18 protein-coding genes are annotated in these 21165 nt (G+C 62.6%); 13 read left to right on the forward strand and 5 right to left on the reverse strand.

The annotated features are described in order from the left end of the window. The first annotated feature begins 11 nt into the window (after positions 1–11). The 5 genes from purN (at position 12) to bioA (ending at position 4930) form a co-directional block, all read left to right on the forward strand. Positions 12–647 carry a phosphoribosylglycinamide formyltransferase gene (purN, locus tag NZ746_08020; GenBank protein MCS6817310.1) on the forward strand — a complete coding sequence of 212 codons (636 nt, stop codon included), beginning with the start codon at positions 12–14 and terminating at the stop codon, positions 645–647. 132 nt (positions 648–779) lie between these two features. Beyond that, entirely contained in the window at positions 780–1742 is a 963-nt protein-coding gene (bioB, locus tag NZ746_08025) for a biotin synthase BioB (protein ID MCS6817311.1), read from the forward strand. A gap of 23 nt (positions 1743–1765) precedes the next feature. Further along, positions 1766–2905 (forward strand): 8-amino-7-oxononanoate synthase, encoded by a 1140-nt coding sequence (locus tag NZ746_08030; GenBank protein MCS6817312.1) that lies wholly within the window; start codon positions 1766–1768, stop codon positions 2903–2905. Positions 2906–2927: 22 nt separating this feature from the next. Continuing rightward, positions 2928–3593, forward strand: coding sequence for a dethiobiotin synthase (gene bioD / locus NZ746_08035; protein MCS6817313.1), 666 nt, complete (start codon positions 2928–2930; stop codon positions 3591–3593). After that, positions 3590–4930, forward strand: a complete 1341-nt coding sequence (gene bioA, locus NZ746_08040) for an adenosylmethionine--8-amino-7-oxononanoate transaminase (protein MCS6817314.1) — start codon at positions 3590–3592, stop codon at positions 4928–4930. Before bioD ends, bioA begins: the two co-directional genes overlap by 4 nt. 14 nt (positions 4931–4944) lie before the next feature. Here bioA and NZ746_08045 read toward each other — a convergent pair whose 3' ends face one another. Beyond that, positions 4945–6099, reverse strand: coding sequence for an aminotransferase class I/II-fold pyridoxal phosphate-dependent enzyme (locus tag NZ746_08045; GenBank protein MCS6817315.1), 1155 nt, complete (start codon positions 6097–6099; stop codon positions 4945–4947). A 170-nt stretch (positions 6100–6269) separates the two neighbouring features. Here NZ746_08045 and NZ746_08050 point away from each other — a divergent pair, with 170 nt between their 5' ends. Genes NZ746_08050 through NZ746_08080 form a run of 7 tightly spaced genes read left to right on the forward strand, consistent with a single transcriptional unit; the run spans position 6270 to position 14579 of the window. Next, a complete protein-coding gene (locus tag NZ746_08050; protein MCS6817316.1) occupies positions 6270–7226 on the forward strand; it encodes a bile acid:sodium symporter in 957 nt (318 codons plus the stop codon). 45 nt (positions 7227–7271) lie between these two features. Further along, positions 7272–9128: an ABC transporter ATP-binding protein/permease gene (locus tag NZ746_08055; protein ID MCS6817317.1), complete on the forward strand. Its 1857-nt coding sequence runs from the start codon at positions 7272–7274 to the stop codon at positions 9126–9128. A gap of 54 nt (positions 9129–9182) precedes the next feature. Beyond that, on the forward strand, positions 9183–10364 hold the full coding sequence (locus NZ746_08060; protein MCS6817318.1) for an HlyD family efflux transporter periplasmic adaptor subunit: 1182 nt from the start codon (positions 9183–9185) through the stop codon (positions 10362–10364). A gap of 22 nt (positions 10365–10386) precedes the next feature. Beyond that, positions 10387–11343 (forward strand): ABC transporter ATP-binding protein, encoded by a 957-nt coding sequence (locus NZ746_08065; GenBank protein ID MCS6817319.1) that lies wholly within the window; start codon positions 10387–10389, stop codon positions 11341–11343. Continuing rightward, positions 11340–12296, forward strand: coding sequence for an ABC transporter ATP-binding protein (locus tag NZ746_08070; GenBank protein MCS6817320.1), 957 nt, complete (start codon positions 11340–11342; stop codon positions 12294–12296). The genes NZ746_08065 and NZ746_08070 overlap by 4 nt, the downstream gene beginning before the upstream one ends. After that, positions 12293–13426 (forward strand): ABC transporter permease, encoded by a 1134-nt coding sequence (locus NZ746_08075; GenBank protein MCS6817321.1) that lies wholly within the window; start codon positions 12293–12295, stop codon positions 13424–13426. Before NZ746_08070 ends, NZ746_08075 begins: the two co-directional genes overlap by 4 nt. Before the next feature lies 1 nt (position 13427). Beyond that, positions 13428–14579, forward strand: a complete 1152-nt coding sequence (locus NZ746_08080; GenBank protein ID MCS6817322.1) for an ABC transporter permease — start codon at positions 13428–13430, stop codon at positions 14577–14579. Between the two features lie 46 nt (positions 14580–14625). Here NZ746_08080 and ggt read toward each other — a convergent pair whose 3' ends face one another. The 4 genes from ggt to NZ746_08100 form a co-directional block, all read right to left on the reverse strand. Continuing rightward, the gene (ggt, locus tag NZ746_08085; protein ID MCS6817323.1) at positions 14626–16332 is read right to left on the reverse strand and encodes a gamma-glutamyltransferase; all 1707 of its coding nucleotides are present in this window, start codon (positions 16330–16332) and stop codon (positions 14626–14628) included. Between the two features lie 214 nt (positions 16333–16546). Then, positions 16547–18262, reverse strand: a complete 1716-nt coding sequence (locus tag NZ746_08090; protein MCS6817324.1) for an ATP-binding protein — start codon at positions 18260–18262, stop codon at positions 16547–16549. Between the two features lie 4 nt (positions 18263–18266). Further along, entirely contained in the window at positions 18267–19085 is an 819-nt protein-coding gene (locus tag NZ746_08095) for a hypothetical protein (protein MCS6817325.1), read from the reverse strand. 124 nt (positions 19086–19209) lie between these two features. Next, complete coding sequence (locus NZ746_08100) at positions 19210–19986, reverse strand: PspA/IM30 family protein (protein ID MCS6817326.1); 777 nt, start codon at positions 19984–19986, stop codon at positions 19210–19212. Between the two features lie 186 nt (positions 19987–20172). On the opposite strand from NZ746_08100, the gene NZ746_08105 reads away from it, so the two are divergent. Next, complete coding sequence (locus tag NZ746_08105) at positions 20173–21144, forward strand: class A beta-lactamase-related serine hydrolase (protein ID MCS6817327.1); 972 nt, start codon at positions 20173–20175, stop codon at positions 21142–21144. Positions 21145–21165: the final 21 nt, after the last annotated feature.

Genomic DNA, 21165 nt, shown 5'->3' on the forward strand with positions numbered 1-21165 from the left:
CGAAAGGGCGTATGGGCGAGAAGAAGAAGATCGGCATTTTGATCTCCGGTCGCGGATCGAACATGCTCGCGCTGATCGAGGCGACCGAACGCGGGGAATTGGATGCGGAGGTCGCCATCGTCATCAGCAATGTCGAAGGGGCCCCGGGGCTGGAGAAGGCGCGGGCGCACGGCGTCGAAACCCTGGTCATCAGTCACAAAGGGATGAGTCGCGAAGAACATGAGCGGCATATCGTGGCCGAGTTGAAGAAGCGTCAGGTCGAACTCGTCTGTCTGGCGGGGTACATGCGGCTGCTGAGCCCATATTTCCTCAGCGAATTCCCCGGCCGCGTCTTGAACATCCATCCGTCACTGTTGCCGGCTTTCCCAGGTCTGGAAGCGCAGCGCCAAGCCCTCGAATATGGGGTCAAGTTCTCCGGCTGCACCGTCCACTTCGTGGACGAGCAGATGGATCACGGTCCGATCATCCTGCAAGCGGTCGTCCCCGTGTACGATGACGATACGGTGGAGACTCTCTCGGCGCGCATCTTGGCCGAGGAGCATCGGCTGTACGTGCAAGCCGTCGCTCTCGTCCTCAGCGGGAATTATCGCATCGAGGGACGGCGCGTGCTCAGGGGACGCTCGCGCGACGTCGGCGCGTCGCAATGAGCGACGGCGAGACGGCACGCGCGTCCACGCCTGATCCCTCTCCGCGCTTTCGATCCATGCGCTAGTCGAGTATCTTGCCTCTTCGCGAACGTCTCTGCTAAAGTTTCCCGCCTCGTGGGAGAAGGCGAGGACATGAGCGAGGATCGTGTTGAGCTTCGCTATACCTGGACGCTCTCGGAGATCGAAGCGATTTATACGCTGCCGCTGCCTGAGTTGATTTTTCGAGCGCAGAGCGTGCATCGCCGTTTTCATCGTCCGGACGAGGTGCAAGCGTGCGCGCTCTTGAGCATCAAGACGGGAGGATGTCCGGAAGATTGTGCCTATTGTCCGCAGTCGGCGCATTATCGCACGGGCGTCGTCCGTACCGACTTGATGTCGGTCGAAGACGTCGTCGCGGCAGCTCAAGTGGCGCGAGAACGAGGGGCAACGCGGTTCTGCATGGGAGCGGCCTGGCGCGAAGTGCCATCGGGGCCGCCCTTCGAACGCGTGTTGGAGATGGTGCGACGCGTGCGAGGGCTCGGTCTGGAAGTGTGTTGTACGTTGGGAATGCTCACTGAGGAACAGGCACACGCGCTCGCAGCGGCCGGACTGACCGCCTATAACCATAACCTCGACACGTCGCCGGAATATTACGGCCACATCATTACTACGCGCACGTATCGCGATCGCCTGAGGACGCTCGAACACGTGCGGCGCGCGGGCATTCGAGTGTGCTGCGGTGGAATCATTGGCATGGGCGAGAGCCGATGGGATCGGTATCGCTTGCTGGAACAATTGGCGACACAGCGGCCGCACCCAGAGAGCGTTCCCATCAATCTGCTCGTGCGAGTGGCAGGGACGCCATTGGCGGAAGCGCCTCCGTTGGATGTGTTGGAGTTGGTGCGGATGATTGCGACGGCGCGGATCCTGATGCCGGCCTCGATCGTGCGGTTGAGTGCGGGTCGGCTTTCGCTCTCGGATGAAGCACAAGCCCTGTGTTTCCTCGCTGGAGCGAATTCGATCTTCATCGGCGAGCGGTTGCTCACGACGCCGAATCCCGAACCGGATCGAGACCGCGCCTTGTTGGATCGGTTGGGCATGCGGCTTCGGGAATAGAGAGGCAACCGCGAGGGGAAGCGATGACACACCTTGAGGAACTGCGTCAGCGGGTACTCGCCCGGTTAGCCACATGGGAGGCGATGGGGCTGAAACGATCGCTGCATCCGCCGTCGGGGATTGATCTCTCCTCGAATGATTACTTGGGGCTAGCGGCGCACCCGCGTTTGGTGCGGCGGATGGTGGAAGCGGTCCAGACCTACGGGTGCGGAGCGACGGCCTCGCGTCTGCTTCGCGGTCACCGCCAGATCTTCACTGATGTCGAACGGCGATTCGCCGCGTTCAAGGGAGGAGAAGCCGCACTCTACTTCGCGAGCGGCTATGCGGCGAATCTCGGTGTCCTCACGACGTTTCTGGAGCCCGATGACGTCGTCTTCTCGGACGAGCGGAACCATGCCAGCCTGATCGACGGCATGCGCTTGACGCGCGCGCGGCGCGTCATCTTCCCGCATCGGGATGTGGATGCGCTGGCGCACTTGTTGCGTTCGGAGCAAGGCCCCGGGCAGAAATTTCTCGTCACCGAATCCCTCTTCAGCATGGATGGGGATCGCGCGCCACTTCAGGATTATGCCGCGCTGTGTCGCGAGACGGGCACGGCCTTGATCGTGGACGAGGCGCATGCCGTCGGGATCTACGGTGAGCGGGGGAGTGGATTGATCGAGGAGATGGGGGTGGACGACGCGGTGTTCCTCTCGATCAATACAGCGGGGAAGGCGCTTGGGGTCTGCGGGGCATTCGTCGTCGGTCCGGCGTGGGCTATCGAGTATCTGATCCAACGAGCGCGCTCGTTCGTCTTCTCGACGGCTCCTCCACCGGCGCTCGCGGCTGCGCTGGATGAGGCGCTCAGGCTTATCGCCGAGGAACCCGGACGGCGCATGCGCGTGCGCGCGAATGCCCTTCGATTTCGAGAACAGCTCATGGCGAAAGGGATCGCCATCCCGCTCGAAGATTCGCCGATCATCCCGGTGATTCTCGGCGAGAGCGCGCGCGCCGTGGCCGTCGCAGCGGCGTTGCAGGAAGAAGGATTTGATGTCCGTGCGATCCGTCCGCCCACGGTCCCCGCAGGAACGGCACGGTTGCGCATCTCGGTCAATGTGGGTGTGGATGAGGCCATTGCCGAGCGATTCGCCTCCGCGTTGGCGCGGATCTTGAGATCCGGCTGACTTATGCTGAGGGGGAGATGAGATGAAGCGCGGCGTGTTCGTCACAGGCACGGATACGAACGTGGGAAAAACCGTGACCGCTGCGGCGCTCTTTCATCGGTATCGTCGCGAAGTGCCGCTCTGTTATTGGAAACCTGTGCAAACCGGGATCGAGCAAGACGACGATACGGCGACGGTACGCGTATTGGGGGCGTGCGCCGAGCACGAGGTCTTCGATCGCGGGATGCGATTGCCGCGTCCGGTCTCTCCGCATCTGGCCGCGCGCTGGGCGGGAGTGCGAATCACCGTATCCTCGCTTCGAGAGCTGTGGGATCGCGCTTCCGGCGACGTTCGATGGATCGTGGAAGGTGCAGGAGGAGTTCTCGTTCCGCTCAATGAGTTGGAGCTGATGGCGGACCTGATCCGTGAGCTCGCGTTACCCGTTCTCATCGCCGCGCGCTCGACCTTAGGGACGATCAATCACACGCTGCTTACATTGGAAGCCATGCGTCATCGTTCGATTCCCATCGCTGGAGTCATTATGATCGGACCGCCAGATCGGGAGAATCGCCAAGCGATCGAGACGTATGGGAACGTCATCGTGCTGGGCGAAATGCCGATCTTCGATCCTCTCACGGCGGAAGCGCTCCGCGCGTGGGCGGAAGTGGAGTTGGATCCGAAAGGGCATCTTCTGGAGTGGTGGGGATGAGTGATCTCGTCAGACGCGATCGCCGACACCTTTGGCATCCGTACACGCAGATGTTGACAGCGCCCCCGCCCCTGCCGATCGTACGTGGCGAGGGGGTGTATCTGTACACCGAAGACGGGCGGCGCGTGCTCGATGGGATTTCCTCTTGGTGGGTGAACATTCACGGACATAACCATCCGAAGCTCAATGAAGCGCTGGCCCGACAGGCACAAGTGTTGGAGCACGTCGTCTTCGCTGGGTGCACACATTGGCCAGCCGTCGAGTTAGCTGAGCGATTGGTGGAGATTCTGCCCACTGGTCTCACGCGCATCTTCTACTCCGACAATGGCTCGACGGCCGTCGAAGTGGCCCTCAAGATGGCCTATCAATATTGGGGAAATCGCGGCCATCCCGAGCGAGCGGTCTTCGTCGCCCTCCACCACGCCTATCATGGGGACACCATCGGCGCGATGTCCGTGAGCGAGCTCTCGATTTTCACTGAGCCTTTCGCGCCGTTGCTGTTCCCCGTGCGGCGGGCGCACGCACCGTATTGCTATCGGTGTCCCATAGGGTTGACGCGCCCGAGCTGTCAAATCGCGTGTTTGAGCGATCTCGAGCGCGTGCTGCGTGAGGAAGAGGGACGCGTCGCAGCCGTCATCATCGAACCGATGCTCCAAGGCGCGGGGGGCATGATCGTTTGGCCCGTCGAGTTTTTGATCGGCGTGCGACGGCTCTGCGACCAATTCGGCACGTTGCTCATCGCCGACGAGGTCCTGACGGGATTCGGGCGAACCGGACGTATGTTCGCATGCGAGCATGCCGGCGTGCGTCCGGACATTCTCTGCTTGTCGAAGGCGATCACCGGGGGGTATCTCCCTCTGGGAGTGACGGCGACGACGGAGGAAGTCTACGAGGCCTTCCTGAGCGAGGATCGGCGTCGAACGTTCTTCCATGGCCACTCGTATACGGCGAATCCGTTGGCGTGTGCTGTTGCCATCGCGAGTCTGGATCTGTTTCGCACGGAGGGAGTGCTGGCGCGCGTCGCGGCTCTGGAACGACAGCTTCGCGCACGGTTGGAGCCGCTCAGCGCGCTGCCGCATGTCGGAGATGTCCGCGTCATCGGCGGCGTGGGGATCGTGGAATTGGTGCGGGAGAAGGAGACGAAGGCCGCCGAGGGATATTTGGACCGCGTGGGCCCAATGCTCTCCGCCGAATTCTTACGACGCGGGCTGTTGTTGCGTCCTCTGGGCAACGTGCTTTACTTTATGCCGCCATATGTCATCACCGAAGCAGAAGCGGCATGGGCTTTGGACCAAATCGCTGAGGTGCTCGCCACCTGGCGCTGGCCCTCGGCGTGATCCCCGCGCGGCGATCACACGATCGTGCGCATCGCTCCCAAGGCCGCTTCGATCGTCTCCATGGGGACCGAGAACGTGAATCGCAGATGGCCTTCTCCATGCGGGCCGAAGACGACGCCGGGGACGGTCGAGACGCCCGCTCGCTTGAGCAGCAGATCGAAAGCATCCCAGCTCTTCGGTCCGAGGACGCGCTCCACGTTCGGGAAAGCATAGAACGTCCCCTGCGGGAGATCGCACGTGAAGCCGAGCGCGCGAAGCCCTTGGACGAGTCGGTCGCGTCGCATGCGATATGCTGCGCGTGTGTGTTCGAGAAAAGCATCGCCTTCGGTGAGCGCCGCAACGGCAGCCCATTGCATTGGCGTGCTCACAACATTGATCGTGTTGAGGACGAGCTTTCGAATCGCGCTCGTCCACGGTTCGGGAGCGACAACGTATCCGACGCGCCATCCCGTCATGGCGTAGGATTTCGAGAGGGTGAAGACGCTCAGCGTCCGCTCGAACATCTCCGGGAGCGAGGCGATCGAAATGTGCGGCATCTCGAACGTGAGGTCTTCGTAGGCTTCGTCGGAGATCACCACGAGATCGCGCTCGCGGACGAAATCGGCGATCGCGCGCATCTCTTCGGCGGTGAGGACCGTGCCCGTCGGATTCGCTGGCGTATTCACCAGCAGGACGCGACTGTGCGGCGTCGCGTGGCGTTCGAGCGCGCGTCGGAACCCTTCGTGACGAGCTTCCATCCAACTGACGAGGCGCAGTCGTCCCCCGGCTAGCGCGACGACATCCCTGATTGGCGTCCAATAGGGAGAGAAGACGAGGACCTCATCGCCTGGATTCACAGTTGCCAAGAACGCGACGAGCAGGCCGTGAAGCCCACCGCTGGTGACGGTCGCGTGTTCCGGCTCAGCTGGGATTCGATTTCTCCGACGCACTTTCTCGGCGATCGCCGCGCGTAATTCCGGGATACCGCTTGAGGGCGCATAGCGCGTGCGATGCTCGCGCAAGGCGCGAATGGCGGCCTCTTGGATGAATTCCGGCGTTTCGAAAAAGGGCTCTCCTCCGTGAAGGGGATGGAGTCGTGCCTCGGGCCCAAGTTCCAGAATGCGATTGCGAATTTGCGCGATCTCAGAGAATCCGATCTGCTCGCAGCGTTCGGCCACCCGTCGGCTCATTCATTCGCCTCCTTTCGTTCTCGCAGAGTCGGGGAGGATTATATCCGTTCGGGGGGGTGATGGGCTACAGTGACGCTCATTGGGAGAGCGCCTGTGGGGCGCCGGGTGAAGCCCTCGCTTGATGCGCCGGGTGATCGTCTTCTAGAATCGAGGGTCGCGAGGGCGAGGCTGTGAGACGATCTCCGCTCTGGGAAGACTTGAAAGAGCCGGCGGCGCTATTGGGCGCCGCCGGCTTGGGCGCGCTCGCTTCCCTGAGATGGCCGGATGTGACGCCGATGGCCGAGCGCGCGATCACGCCATTGCTCGTGATCGTCCTCTTCACCATCTTCGCGCGCGTCCCGCTGGGGCGGCTTCGCGCAGCGGCGCGCGATCGGCGATACGTGCTCACGGTCATCGGACTGAATTTCGGGAGCGCGCCGGTGCTCGCCTTCTTGCTGGGGAGTCTCTTTCTGCCGGATGTGCCGGAGTTGCGCGTCGGACTCTTCTTGGCCCTACTGACGCCGTGCACGGATTGGTATTTGATCTTCACGCATTTGGTCGGCGGAGATGTGGCGCGCAATCTCGCCGTATTGCCGTGGAATCTGATTTTGCAGGTCGCGCTCCTGCCCGTCTATCTCTGGCTCTTCACGTCGGCGTGGCTGCCGGTGGAGATGGGAGAGATCGGGCGAGCATTGCTCGCTTATGCCGTCATTCCGCTTGTGGCCGCGCAGCTCTTTCGAAAGCGGTGGGGGGAGCTGCCCGCCATCACGCGCCTCGGGTTTTGGGCGCTCGCCCTTGTTGTCCTGGCGATGTTCGCCAGCCATGGGCGGATCGTCCTCGCTCATCCCACGCTCTTTCTGCGGCTCGCCCCTCCGATGCTGCTCTTCTACATACTCTCGCTGACGCTCTCGCAGGTCATAGCGCGTAGTCTTCGCTTTCCGCGGGAATGCGCGTTGGCGTTGGCCTGCACGGTGATGGCGCGGAATTCACCACTCGTCTTGCCGCTTGCCGTGGTCCTCTTCCCCGAGCATCCGATCGTCGCGCTCAGCCAGTTGATCGAACCGATCGTGGAGATTCCCACGCTCATCCTCTTCTCGGCGGTCGCGAGGCGATGGGCCGTCGAGGAGGTGAGCATCCCTCGCGCTTGACGCGCGCTCCGGTGGATTGGTAGTTTCACGGGTTCGAGCGCGCATATGGACGTCTTTCCGGAGGAGGAGATTCTCGGTCGAGCGTATGACGCCCGATTGATGCGACGGCTCCTCGGCTATCTCCGGCCGCATCGGCGGATATTACTAGTGGCCGTCCTCCTCACCATCTCCACATCGCTTGTTCAACTTGCTGGGCCTGCCCTCACGGTCATCGCCGTGGACCTCTTCATTCATCCTCGCCCCACGGTGAGTCCTGTGGCCGCGCTCGCCGAGCGCTTGTGGCAAGCTCTGGGATGGTCGCTCTCTCCGCTCGAAGGTCTGCATCTGGTCGGAGGGCTCTTTCTCGCCGCGCTCTTCGTGCAATTCGCCCTCACCTACGGCCAGACGATGCTCGTGCAAACGCTCGGACAGCGGCTCATGTTCGATCTCCGGCAGCAAATCTTCGATCATCTGCAGCGGGTGGACGTGCGATTTTACGATCGCAATCCGGTGGGCCGATTGATGACGCGTTTGACGACGGACGTGGATGCGCTGAACGAGCTGTTCACGGCCGGCGTGGTCGCTTTCGTCCAGGACATCTTCCTACTGCTGGGAATCGTCGGCCTCATGTTCTACTTGAACTGGCGCTTGGCGCTGGCCGCCTTCTTGGTCCTTCCGCTGCTCGTCCTCGTGACGATGTGGTTCCGAACGAACGCGCGTCGAGCATATCGCGAAGTGCGCACGCGCATCGCCCGCATCAATGCATTCTTGCAAGAACACATCACCGGCATGGCGACCGTCCAGCTCTTCAATGAAGAGCGGCGGAGCTTCGAGCGCTTCGATCGCCTCAATGCCGATCATCGTCGCGCTCATCTGGAGACGATCTTTTACTACGCCGTCTTCTTCCCAGCCGTGGAGCTGGTGGGCGCCATCGGAATCGCCCTCATCATCTGGTACGGCGGGCATCAGGTCTTGGCCGGCTCGGTGACGCTCGGCGCGTTGATCGGGTTCGTGCAACTCTCGCAGCGGTTCTTCCAGCCGATCTCCGATCTGAGCGAGAAGTACAACATCTTGCAATCGGCGATGGCGGCCGCCGAGCGCATCTTCGCCTTGCTCGATACGCCTGTGGGGATTGTCTCGCGAGGAGGATATCGGCCGCGGCATGTGCGGGGGCACCTCGCATTTCGTCACGTGTGGTTTGCGTATGAAGGGGAGGAGTGGGTCCTGCGCGACGTCTCCTTCGAGGTGCGCCCTGGGGAGACGGTCGCCCTCGTCGGGCCGACGGGAGCGGGCAAGACGACGATCGCGCACTTGCTGCTTCGCTTCTATGACGTGCAGCGAGGAGCGATCTTACTCGATGGCGTGGACATCCGCGAGTGGGACCTGCAGGCCTTGCGGCGCGCTTTCGCCTTGGTGCCGCAAGATGTCTTCCTCTTCTCGGGCGACATCGTGACGAACATTCGCTTGGGCGAGACGACTTTCTCGGAAGAGCGGGTGCGCGAAGCGGCGCGTCGCGTTCACGCGCAGGAACTCATCGAGCGCTTGCCGAGGGGGTATGACACGGAGGTGGGCGAACGAGGCGCGCGCTTGTCCACGGGGCAGAAGCAATTGATCGCCTTCGCGCGAGCGCTCTGCTTCGATTCACCGATCCTCATCTTGGATGAAGCGACAGCCAGCGTGGATCCGCGCACGGAGGGGCTCATCCACGAGGCCCTGGAGACGCTGCTGGTCGGGCGCACGAGTCTGATCATCGCGCATCGGCTCTCGACGATTCAGCGAGCCGATCAGATCATCGTATTGCACAAAGGGCGCGTCCGAGAGATCGGCACGCACGCGGAGCTATTGCGGCGAGATGGCCTCTATGCGCGACTCTATCGCTTGCAATATCGCCAGATGGTGGGGCGAGCTGTCGAGGGGGGATGAGAGGGCGCTCGTCGCCGATCGCGCGAAGGAAGATCTCGTGGACGCATTACCGATATGAGACGACGATGGCTCATCGTGCTCCTGGTGGGACTCGGGGGAGGGGGAATCCTTGGCGGATTCTTGATCTGGCGGGGGCGCGGGCTGGAAGATCGGATCCTCGTCTTCGGAAACGTGGAGGCGACGGAGGTGGAGATCGCCTTCAAGGTCTCGGGGCGGATCGTGGAGCTTCCCGTGCGCGAGGGAGAAATGGTAAGGCGGGGAGCGGTGCTTGCGCGGCTCGATCGCGAGACTCTGGAACGGCAGCGGGATCGCGCGGTGGCTGCTCTCCGTATCGCCGAATCGCAAGTGGCGCAACTACGCACGGCGATCGCTCATCTGCGTGAGACCGTCGAGGCACAGATCGTCGAGCGGCAGGCCGCCCTCGAACAAGCCGAAGCGCAACTTCGGGAGTTGCTCGCGGGATCCCGCACGCAGGAGATCGAGCAAGCGCGCGCGGCCGTACAAGCGGCTCGCGCCGAATGGGAGCGCGCGCAGCGAGATTGGGAGCGCGCGCGGACGCTTTATGAACGCGATGAGATCTCGACGGCGCACTATGACCAGGCGCGGACGCGCTATGAACAGGCGAGCGCTCAACTCCAGCAGGCCGAGCAACGATTGGCCCTTTTGCTGGAAGGACCGCGGCGAGAGCAGATCGAGGCGGCGCGCGCGCAAGTCGCGCGAGCGCGCGCGGCCATGCGTCAGGCCGAAGCGCAGCGTCTGGAGGTGCGCCGCCGCGAGCAGGAATTGGCGATGCGCGAGGCCGAGCGCGAACGCGCGCGCGCTGAGCTGGCACTGATTGAGACGCAGTTGCGAGAGGCGGTCGTCACGGCACCCTTCGACGGTATCGTGTTGACGAAGGTAGCGGAAGTGGGGGAAGTCGTCGCCGCGGGCGCGACGATCCTCACCCTCGGGGATCTACGACGCCCGTGGGTGCGGGCCTACATCGGCGAGCGCGACCTCGGACGGGTGAAGCTCGGCGCGCGCGTTCGGGTGACGACCGATTCTTTCCCCGATCGGATTTATTGGGGGCGCGTCTCGTTCATCGCTTCAGAGGCCGAGTTCACGCCTAAGCCGATTCAGACGCCGGAAGAGCGCGTCCGCTACGTCTACCGGATCAAGATCGAGGTCGAGAACCCGAATTTGGAACTCAAGGTGAATATGCCGGTCACGGCCGAGATCCTCTTAGAGCGTCCGTAAGCGGAGACGCGGCCGGAGCACGATGGAACGCATCTCCACGGACATCGTCGTTCGCGCACGCGGGGTGACGCGGCGCTTTGGGGAGTTAGTGGCTGTGGAGCGTCTCGATCTGGAAGTGCGGCGGGGGGAGATCTTCGGCCTCGTGGGACCCGATGGGGCGGGGAAGACGACGGTGCTCCGCATGCTCTGCGGGGTGTTAGAGCCGGAGGCGGGGGAGATCGAGGTGGTCGGATACGATGTGCGCCGACAGCGCGAGCTGATTCGGGAGCACGTCGGCTATGTGGCTCAGCGTCCCGGGATCTACGACGATCTCTCGGTCGAGGAGAACGTGCGCTTCTATGCCGATCTCTATGGTCTCCCGGCCCGAGTGCGCGAAGCGCGCATGGGGGATCTCTTGCGCGTGACGCGTTTGGAGCCGTTTCGCCAATACCGAGCCCATCAGCTCTCCGGCGGCATGCGACAGAAGCTCGCACTGGCTTGTGCGCTCATACATCGTCCGCAGATCCTCTTTCTGGACGAGCCGACGACCGGCATTGATCCGATCTCTCGGCGAGACGTCTGGGCGCTCCTGGCTGAGTTGCGAAGGGAAGGAGTGACGATCGTCTTCACGACGGCTTATCTCGAGGAAGCGGAGCGGGCGACGCGCCTCGGCTTCCTGTATCGCGGGCGGGTGCTCAGGTGCGCTCCAGCCGAAGCGCTGCGCAGCGAATTCTCTGAACGGGGGTGCGAGATCCTGACGCCCGATCACGCGAAGGCGCGACGCGTGCTTCAACACTGCGAGGGCCTCGTGAGCGTCGAACTCTTCGGCGCCGCTCTTCGTGTCTTCTTCGATCCCACGTGTGCTTCGCCGGAGACTGTCAAGCGCGCGCTGGAAGCCCACGGGATCGCTGAGGTGACGGTGCGACGATTCGTCCCTTCTTTGGAAGACGTCTTCATCGCTCTGATCCGCCAGCACGAGCCACTCAGGAGGGACGCATGAGCGGATCGAGGGGAGAGGATTGGGCCATCGAGGTCGAGGGATTGGTTAAGCGATTCGGCGCGTTCGTCGCCGTGGATCACATCAGCTTTCGCGTGCGGCGGGGAGAGATCTTCGGGCTCCTCGGGCCGAACGGTGCGGGCAAATCCACGACGATTCGCATCCTCTGCGGATTGCTCCTGCCGACGGAGGGACGGGTGCGCGTAGATGGCCTCGATGTCCCGACGCATGCCGAACACGTCAAGCGGCGCATCGGTTACATGTCGCAGCGGTTCTCCCTCTACGGGGATTTGACCGTCGAGGAAAACGTGGAGTTCTTCAGTGGCCTCTATGGCGTCGCGCGCGAACGCCGGCGCGAGCGCCTGGAGGAGGTCCTGAAGATGGCGGGGCTCACCGCGCGACGGCGCGCGCTCGTGCGCGTGCTCCCTGGGGGCTTGAGGCAACGATTGGCGCTCGCCTGCGCGCTCGTGCATGAGCCGCCGATCCTCTTCTTGGATGAACCGACCGCGGGCGTCGATCCGATCGCGCGCCGTCAATTCTGGGAGATGATCGCGCGCCTCTCGGAGGCCGGTCGTACGATCCTGGTGACGACGCATTATATGGACGAGGCGGAACGGTGCCATCGGTTGGCCCTCATGCACCGAGGGCGGATCGTCGCGCTCGATGCCCCAGCCGCTCTCGCCCGAGCGCTCTCCTCGGTGGTGTTCCTGCGCGTCGAATCCTCGGATGTGTTGGAGAGCGCGAAGGCGCTCGAGCGGGAGGCGACGGTCGAACAGATCGCTTTCTCTGGCCCCGGTCTTCATCTTCGCGTTCGCGATCCACATCGGGCGAGCGAACGGATTCGACAACTCTTGCACGCCCGAGGGATCGCGCTCTCTCGACTGGAAGTCGTCCCGCCTTCGATGGAGGACGTCTTCGTAGCCCTGATCGAAGAGAAGGAGCGGAGCGAACGGTGACGTGGCGACGGACATGGGCGGTCGCTCGGAAAGAGTTCCTCCACATTCGACGCGATCCGAGGAGTCTCCTGCTCGCGCTCGCCGTGCCCGTCGTCTTATTGCTTCTGTTCGGATATGCGTTGCGCCTGGACGTTGATCGCATCCCCATGCTCGTGCGAGATGCCGACGGCAGCCCACAGAGTCGGGAGTTGATCGCCCGCTTCGCCGGCTCGCGCTTCTTCGAGGTGATCGGCATGGTCGAAGATGAAGCGAGCATCGCGCGCGAGATGGATCGCAACCGTTGCTTGATGGCGCTCGTGATCCCTTCCGAATATTCGCGCCGGTGGCTTCGCGGGGAGCGGGCGTCCATTCAACTGCTCCTGGATGGGAGCGATTCGAATACAGCTTCGATCGCTCTTGGCTACGCGGAGACCGTGCTGCGGACGTATGCCGGGGAATGGCAAGTGTCCGTCTTGCGGCGTTCGACGGGACAGCCGATGAAGCCCCCGCTCGATCCGCGCGTGCGCGTCTGGTATAACAGCGAGCTTCGGTCGCGCAATTACATCGTCCCCGGGTTGATCGCCATCATCCTGATGATCATCGCCGCGTTACTCACTTCGCTCACCATCGCGCGCGAATGGGAGGTGGGGACGATGGAGCAACTGCTCTCGACGCCGGTGCGAGCTTCTGAGATCGTTCTCGGGAAGATGCTCGCGTTCTTCACCATCGGAGTGCTCGATCTGCTCATCGCGCTCGTGGTGGGGGTCTTCTTCTTTCGCGTGCCACTGCGTGGCAATCCGCTTGAGGTTCTCCTGATGGGGGGGCTCTTCCTCTTTGGCGCGCTTGGGTGGGGGGTGTTCATCTCCGCGCTCGTGCGCTCGCAAGTCTTGGCGTATCAATTGGGCGTGATCACGTCATTCCTGCCAACTTTCCTGCTCTCGGGCTTCATCTTCGCCATCGAGAACATGCCGCCGATCGTGCAGGGGCTGACTTATCTCATCCCCGCGCGATATTTCATCGTGATCTTGCGTGGTCTCTTTCTGAAGGGGATCAGCCTGGAGATGCTCGTGGGGGAGGTGGCGTTTCTGATCGGATACGCGGGAGCGGTCTTCGCCCTCGCCACACGGCGCGTGCGACGAGGATTGGCGTGAGATGTGGGATCGCCTTTGGGAGATGATTCGGAAAGAGTGGCGGCAGGCGTTGCGCGAGCCGCGGATGCGCGTCCTGCTGTTTCTGCCGCCAGTAATTCAGCTCATGATCTTCGGCTATGCCGTCAATCTGGATGTGGAGCGCGCGCCGATCGCGTGGATGGATGGGGATCGGACGCCGGCCAGTCGCGCTTTGCGGGCGGCCTTTGAGGGATCGCCCCATTTTCGCATAGTCGCCACCCCAACGCGCGAGGATGAGGGACGTGAGCTTCTGGATCGCGGGCGCATCCTCATGCTCGTGCGCGTGCAGCCGGGCTTCGCCGAGCAGGTGAGGCGAGGGGAGACGGCCGCCGTGCAAATCCTCATTGAGGGGACAAACTCGAACACGGCCTCCATCCTCACCACCTACGCGACCCGCGTCGTCCTTCGCTACGCCGACGAGGTGATGGCCGAGCGCGAACACCGCGCGCTGAGAGCGCTCGCCTTCGACCGCGATGCCCCGATCGTTGTCCCCAAGCTGGATGTGCGAACGCGCGTGTGGTTCAATCCCGATCTCCGCAGCCGGAATTATTTCGTCCCCGGCGTTCTGGTCAACATCATCGCCATTGTCACATTGATCCTCACGGCGATGGCCATCGTGCGCGAGCGCGAGCTGGGGACGATGGAGCAACTTCTCGTGACGCCGATTCGTCCGGTGGAATTCGTCCTCGGGAAGACCGTACCGTTCGCCATCGTCGGCCTCGTTGATGTCGTCTTGGTGACGAGCGCGGCGTTGCTCATCTTCCGCGTTCCGTTTCGAGGGAGCGTGCTCGTTCTCATGCTGGGAGCGATCCTCTTCGTCTTGACGACACTCGGGGTGGGCGTCCTCCTCTCGACGATCTCTCGAACGCAACAGCAAGCGATGCTCGCCTCGTTTTTCTTCTTCATGCCGGCCTTCACGCTGAGTGGATTCGCCTTTCCGATTCGCAACATGCCCGTGCTCGTGCAATATCTCACCTATGCCAACCCCGTGCGGTATTTCTTAGAGATCGTGCGTGGGGTGTTCTTGAAGGGGACGGGAATCGCCGTCCTGTGGCCGCAGATGGTGGCACTGCTAGCGTTCGGGGTGACCGTTTTCGGCGTGAGCATCTGGCGATTCCGACGACGGCTGGAATAGTCTCCTCCGATTCGAGAGGCGTGGGGGCCGAGCGCCGCTCGTAGCGTCACAGCAGTGGTTCCGGAATGGCCGCGCCGTCTTTTCGCGGATCGGAAGCCCCGAAGTTCACCCCGGTCGCGAAATCCCGCGCGACGGCTTGTCCACCACCCATTTGTGAGGAGTAAGCCCCACGCACTTGAAGCTGATGGCCGAGCGCCCGCAGCTCTTCGCGCACCCCTTCGGGAACGCGCGCTTCGATCTGCACGTCGCAGCCGCCGAAAGTCCGTTTGGTGAAGCGCGCGGCCTCGAGCGCTTCTTGGATGTTCATCCCGTGATCCACAATGTTAGAGACGAACTGCGCATGCGCTTGCGCTTGATTCCAGCCACCCATGATGCCGAAGGCGATGCGCACGCTCCCGCGCTCCATGAAGGCCGGGATGATCGTGTGCAACGGACGTTTCCTCGGCGCCAGCGCGTTCGGGTGCGCCGGATCGAAGCTGAAGAGCGCCCCGCGATTCTGAAGCGCGAAGCCCGTTCCTTCGGCGACGAGCCCGGATCCGAAGCTCTCGTAGTTGCTTTGGATGAGGGAGACCATGTTCCCCTCGCGGTCCACGACGCTCAGATACACGGTCTCATCCCCCGCATCCACGGGCGTCCCCGGTTCGACCTCGCATTGCGCTTTCGCGAGATCAATGCGACGGGCGCGCTCGCGCGCATACGCCTTCGAGAGAAGCCCGGAGACAGGAATGCGCGCGAAGCGCGGATCGGCGACATAGCGGATCAAGTCCGCGTAGGCGAGTTTCTTCGCCTCGATCATAACATGGAGCGCCCGCGTCGAATTGTGTCCGAACTCTCCCAGAGGGAATTGCTCCATGATGTTCAGCATGATCAAAGCGGCGATGCCTTGCCCATTGGGAGGAAGCTCGTAGACGGTCCATCCGCGATAGGTCGTCGAGATCGGTTCAACCCATTCGCTGGAGAACTCCGCGAGATCAGCAGCCGTCATCATCCCTCCGTGTCGTCGGAGGGTATTCAGCAATCGCCTCGCGATCTCACCTTTGTAGAAGGCTTCGGGGCCGTGCGTGGCGATTTGCCGATAGCTCCACGCCAGATCGGGATTGCGAAAGACTTCGCCGACGCGCGGCGCGCGACCTTCGGGCAAATATGTTCGCGCGGCTGACTCGTCCTGGCGCAGCAGCCGTTCGTTGGCCGCCCATAGCGCGGCGACCAGCTCCGTGATGGGAACGCCTTCCTCGGCATAGCGAATCGCCGCTGCGAAGAGATCAGCCCATTTCAAGCGCCCGAAGCGGGCGTGCAGCTTCGCCCATCCATCTACAGTCCCCGGCACCGTCACCGTGTGGACGCCGCGCTGCGGCATCGTCGTATGCCCCTGGCGTTTGAGGAATTCGATCGTCAATCCCGATGGCGCCCATCCGCTGGCGTTCAATCCGTAGAGCCGACCCGTCCGCGCGTCATAAACGAGCGCGAACAGATCGCCCCCGATCCCATTGCTCATCGGCGCGACCAGCCCCATCATGGCGTTAGCCGCGATCGCCGCGTCCACGGCGTGTCCCCCGCGCGCCAAGATCATCGCGCCCACCTGCGACGCCAACGGATGCTCGCTCGCGACGATGCCATGGCGCGAGATCACCATCGAGCGGGCTTGCCACCGGTCTTGGGCGGCGGTTCCCGATTCGATCGTCTTCCAAGCGAAGAGGGGGATTACCATCAGAACGCCCAGCGAGCATGCGCTCATCGCCATCATGCTCTTCATCGGCCCTTCCTCCTTCGTCGCCGCAAATTGTATGCATGAGGCATGCCCGAGGGCAACCGCTATCCGCGCGCAGAGTCTCAGTGGGAGCGTGGAGACTTTCGGCGAATCGCGTCGAGAGGGAGGGAGCTGGTGTCTCATCCCCGCGAGGGATGTCTCCGGCTCATTTGGAAGCCACTTGGGCGCAAGAAGCGTCCCAGTTCACAGGACTCGCCGCTCACTCGCCGAGGAGCATCTTCAACTCTTCCACGCGGCGACTGATCTCCGCTGGGGAGAGGTGTCGGTATTTCGGTGGGATCATCTCGCGCGAGGTCGCTTCCAAGATGGCCACGAGCGTTTGATATTCCAACGCCAGCTCATCGCGCGCAGGGATGAATTCGCGGGCGACGCGTTCGAGATCTTCGGGGAGGACGACATCCCGCTGCGCTTGTCGGGCCAGACGGCGCGCGCGAATGAGCATGGATTCGATGTCGGCGCCAGAGAGCTCCTGCGGATGCCGAGTGATAGGCGACCAATCTTCGATGGCGTGTCGAATCTTGTTCTTCCGCAGCATGGCCTGCACGATCTCCCATCGCTCCTCTTCACTCTGCGGATAAAAGAGGGAGATGTGCTCCTCGCAACGGCCCTGTCGCTTCAGGTCAATGGGGAGGAGATCGGGACGACAGGTCATGAGGATCCAGAGGATGCGCCCGCGATTCCGCGTATCCCCCATCGCGCTCGCGATTCGAGAGAAGACACGAGCGCTCACGCCACTATCCCCCTCAGTGCGTCGCGTCCCCAGCGCAGCATCGGCTTCATCAACGAGCACGACGATGGGCGCTAGCGCCTGCAGCAAACTGAGGATCTTCTCCAGGTTCGCCTCGGTCGAACCCACCCACTTCTCCCGGAAGTTCTTGAACTCGACGACATTCAATCCGCAGTCTTTCGCGAAGCATTCCGCCAGGAACGTCTTCCCCGTCCCCACGGGACCCGAGATGAGAATGCCCATGGGCGCTTCCTCCCATCGCCCTTGGCGGATCGTCTCGGCGATGCTGCGGAGGAACTCCTTGGCGCTCTTCATCCCGCCCACGCTCTCCAATCCGTGTTCGGGCGTCACGAATTCGATGAGTCCAAAGCATTCGCTCTCGATGATCGCCTTCTTCTTCAATCGCACCGCTTCGAAGGTCAATCCGTCCGGATCCAATTGCGCGCTTCGCAAGAGCGCGTTCAGATGGACGCGGTTCAATCCCGAGGTGAGCTGCGCCAGTTGGCGCTCATCCATCTCCATCTTCACTTGGGGATGACGCGTTCGGAAGTGGCGGATGAAGTCGAGGCGTTCGGCTTCATCCGGATAGGGGATCTCGATCGTCACCAGGCGCGAATTCTGTCGGACGCGCGCGTTGACATCGGCGAGGCTCTCAGCGATGAGGATGACGATGTTGTCCGAATGCAAGAGGCGCGCGCTGGTGATCCAGCGCTGCAACGTCACGAGGGCATGGCGATCCTCGCCGCTCAAGTGTCCGATCTCTCCGGCTGGAGCGAGCGTCTCCAAGAAGGTGAGGATGACGGCGACCTGATCGCCGTGGAAGAGATAGCGCTCGATGAGCGGGAGAGCGCGACTCGGCTCTCGAGGGAGCGCTCGCAGGGCCTCGCGGCCGAGCAACGGATCGGCCACGCGCGCGTGAGCGAGGAATTGGCGCTCCACCTCCGGGGAGCTGAAGGTGATCCCCGCGCTCCGATTGTAGAAAACGACGTTCTTGTTCCCGAGCAGCTTCCGTTGCAGGAACGTGAGCAGATCTACATATTGACCGTTGGCGGGAATGAGGTCGTAGATGTTGTGATGGAGGAGGAAATGACTCGCTTCGCCAGCGTAATACTTTCGCACCAATTCGCCCGCCCAACGAGGCAGGCGCACGATCTCTTCGAGCGAGAGAAAAGGTTTTGGTCGCGACATGACGCTATTGGCGCTCAGGCGTCAGCGGCGGCGCTTGCTGGCGCTCCAGGGCCTCCAAGGCGCTCATGATCGGCGCCGTCTCTTCCAGGACCGAGCGCGTCATCTCGATGCTCGAGAGCACGGATTCGAAATCGAGCGCCGCGATGCTCTCGACCGAAGACATCGTCATGACTTTGTCGTTGACCAGCCCGAAGAAATTCTCGATCGTTTGAAGTTGCGCTTCGAGGAGCTTCGTCGCTCGTTCAATGCTCTCATATTCAGCGAGGCGCGCCCGCAGGATGTTCAGGTTGTTCTCGATCACCTTCCGGGTCTTCTCATCGGCCGAGGCCAACTGACGCTCCGCCTGGGCGATTTGGTTCATGATGGCCTGACGATTGAACGCCCGGAGGTGCGTCTTGCAGCGCCGATAGAGATCGAGGAAATCCACGAAGCGTTCCCACATCGCATCGAGCGTGCGAATATCGGCGGGCACGTCCTTGGAACGGGTGAAACGCATGTAGTTGGCGTAGATCTGCTTCTTCAGCCAGCGGAGATACTCCACGGCTTCTCGCTCGCGCGGATCGAACGATTTGATCAACTCTTCGCGAGCCCGCTGGCGTTCCGCGGCCGCGCGTTGCCGCTGCCGGCGTTCCACCAAGCGTTGATAGGCCGTCGTCGCCGGCACCGTCAGCAAATAAAGGACCTCGGCGGCAGCGCCGCCGAGCAGGATGAGCTTCTCCAAAGGAGGCGGAGCATAAACGGCCGCGGCGAGCACGCCGACGATCGCCCAGAGATTCACCGGCTCTTTGAGCGCCTCCCAGACGTAAGCGATTCTTCTCGGCATCGTGAGATCCCCACTCCTGATCGTCAACGCCAGGCGCAGCAGGACGTTCGGCCGTCCCTTGCGACGTCGAGGGATCGCCGGAGCTGAAGGAAAGCTGCGCGCGTGGCGATTCGTTGGATTCGGCTCATCCTTCCGTGGTCTTCAGCGGCTCGGAGCGCGTCGCTTCCTCTTCGGCCGGTCCGAGCGTCTTCTCTGGGAGCGCAGCCGCTTCCGGAGCTGGGGCTTCGGGCAGTAATCCCATCTGTCGCTTATAGGCGATCAGCATATCCTGAACCTGCATCGAGAGGGCTTCCTTCTCGATCTCGGCGATCTGACTCTCGACTCCCGTCGCGGCCAGCTCCATCTTCGCTTCGGCCGCGGCAACGCGCCGCGCGACTTTCTCCCGCATCTCTTCGAACGTCCCGGCTTCATCGCCGAGTTGGAAGCTGGCCATCGTCTGCGCCAATTGCTCCTGAATACGGGCGCGGCGATGCTCGGCGATCAGTTGCATCGCTTCTTGCTGTCGCTTCTTGAGTTGCAAGATGTAGTTGTCGCGGAAGCGAATCGCCTGTTCCGAAGCGCGGCGGGCGGCCTCCAATTGCTGGCGCGACCGCTCCAGGGCGACCTGTTTCTCCTGCAGCGCACTGATGAAGGCTGTTGCCAGATCATCTCGCCCTTGCTTGATGGCAGCGCGAATCTTGGCGTCGAATTCCGTGATCTCTCGCTCCAGAGTCATGACCTCTTTTTCCAAGAGCTTCTGCGTGGCCATGACTTGAGCGACGTTCTCATTCATCTGAGGGAGCTTGTCGCGCATGTCGCGGATAACCTGCTGCAGGATCAGCTCCGGATCCTCCGCTCGTTCGATGAGCCCTCCGAAGATGGCTCGTAAGAGCCGCTTGAGTCGTTGCCACATCGTCGCCATAGCCTCCTTAAGGCTTCGCGGGCTCCTATACGGAGACCCTTCGATCCGTCATACGATGGATTCGCCAGCATAGTTTATCACAAAGTGGATGGCGGGAGTATCTGGAAGAGGGAACGTTGACGGACGCTCCGGACCAGTGGTACGCTCCTTTCACCGAGCGGGTCTCCGAAGCGATGGAGGATTCAGATGCGACCGAACAGTGCCTCAGCACGCCATGTTGGAGCCGGGATCGGCTCGCGAGCCGGACGGCGGGCGATCGCCATCGCTTTGCTCGTGGTCTGGCTTTCTCCTTCGGCCTCCTTTCGCCAAGCCGACGTGAGGACACGCCTTGAGGCGATGATCGCCGCCAGCGGCGCGGAAGCCGTCGCCGTGGCCTACTACGATTTCGCGACCGGGGAGGAGATTCTCCTTCGAGCGGACGACCCGTTCCATGCGGCGAGTACGATGAAAGTACCGGTGATGATGGAGGTCTTCCGACAAGCGCAGGAGGGGCGGCTCTCTCTCGACGATCACCTCATCGTCAAGAACGAATTCCGGAGTCTCGCCGATGGAAGCGCGTTCTCCCTCGCCGTGGAGAATGACGCTGATCCCGCGCTCTATGAGAGGATCGGACGCGCAGTGCCGATCCGCGAATTGGTGCGCGCCATGATCGTGCGCAGCAGCAATCTGGCGACGAATCTCCTCATCGAGCGCGTCACGGCCGCGCGCGTGCAGGAATTGATGGAGGCGATCGGTGCGTCGGGGATGCGCGTCCTCCGCGGCGTGGAGGATCGCCGGGCGTTCGAGCGGGGGCTCAACAACACGACGACGGCGCGCGCGTTGCTCGTCATCTTTCGGCGTCTCGCCGAAGGGCGCGTCGTCTCGCCCGAGAGCTGCGCGGAGATGGTGCGCATCCTGCTCGATCAAGAGTTCAACGATGGCATCCCGGCCGGTTTGCCGGCGAGCGCGCGCGTGGCGCATAAGACGGGAGCAATTCATCGAATCGCGCACGATGCCGGGATCATCTATCCGTCCGAGGGACCACCTTATGTGCTCATCGTCCTCACGCGCGGGATAGCCGAGGAGCAAAGCGCCAACCGACTCATCGCAGAGATCTCGCGCCTCATGTACGAGCATACCCTGAAGCAGCGAGCGGAACGCATTCCGCAGCGGCAATGAGTCATCCCTTCGCGTCAGGAC

Source organism: Blastocatellia bacterium (genome assembly GCA_025055075.1).
Classification (GTDB): domain Bacteria; phylum Acidobacteriota; class Blastocatellia; order HR10; family HR10; genus HR10.

Coding starts and splice junctions, on each gene's coding strand:
- NZ746_08065 (MCS6817319.1), top strand. CDS start 10,387: ATGGAACGCATCTCCACGGACATCGTCGTTCGCGCACGCGGGGTGACG.
- purN (MCS6817310.1), top strand. CDS start 12: ATGGGCGAGAAGAAGAAGATCGGCATTTTGATCTCCGGTCGCGGATCG.
- bioD (MCS6817313.1), top strand. CDS start 2,928: ATGAAGCGCGGCGTGTTCGTCACAGGCACGGATACGAACGTGGGAAAA.
- NZ746_08080 (MCS6817322.1), top strand. CDS start 13,428: ATGTGGGATCGCCTTTGGGAGATGATTCGGAAAGAGTGGCGGCAGGCG.
- NZ746_08095 (MCS6817325.1), bottom strand. CDS start 19,085: ATGCCGAGAAGAATCGCTTACGTCTGGGAGGCGCTCAAAGAGCCGGTG.
- NZ746_08100 (MCS6817326.1), bottom strand. CDS start 19,986: ATGGCGACGATGTGGCAACGACTCAAGCGGCTCTTACGAGCCATCTTC.
- NZ746_08055 (MCS6817317.1), top strand. CDS start 7,272: ATGGACGTCTTTCCGGAGGAGGAGATTCTCGGTCGAGCGTATGACGCC.
- bioA (MCS6817314.1), top strand. CDS start 3,590: ATGAGTGATCTCGTCAGACGCGATCGCCGACACCTTTGGCATCCGTAC.
- NZ746_08070 (MCS6817320.1), top strand. CDS start 11,340: ATGAGCGGATCGAGGGGAGAGGATTGGGCCATCGAGGTCGAGGGATTG.
- ggt (MCS6817323.1), bottom strand. CDS start 16,332: ATGAAGAGCATGATGGCGATGAGCGCATGCTCGCTGGGCGTTCTGATG.
- NZ746_08090 (MCS6817324.1), bottom strand. CDS start 18,262: ATGTCGCGACCAAAACCTTTTCTCTCGCTCGAAGAGATCGTGCGCCTG.
- NZ746_08045 (MCS6817315.1), bottom strand. CDS start 6,099: ATGAGCCGACGGGTGGCCGAACGCTGCGAGCAGATCGGATTCTCTGAG.
- bioB (MCS6817311.1), top strand. CDS start 780: ATGAGCGAGGATCGTGTTGAGCTTCGCTATACCTGGACGCTCTCGGAG.
- NZ746_08030 (MCS6817312.1), top strand. CDS start 1,766: ATGACACACCTTGAGGAACTGCGTCAGCGGGTACTCGCCCGGTTAGCC.
- NZ746_08060 (MCS6817318.1), top strand. CDS start 9,183: ATGAGACGACGATGGCTCATCGTGCTCCTGGTGGGACTCGGGGGAGGG.
- NZ746_08105 (MCS6817327.1), top strand. CDS start 20,173: ATGCGACCGAACAGTGCCTCAGCACGCCATGTTGGAGCCGGGATCGGC.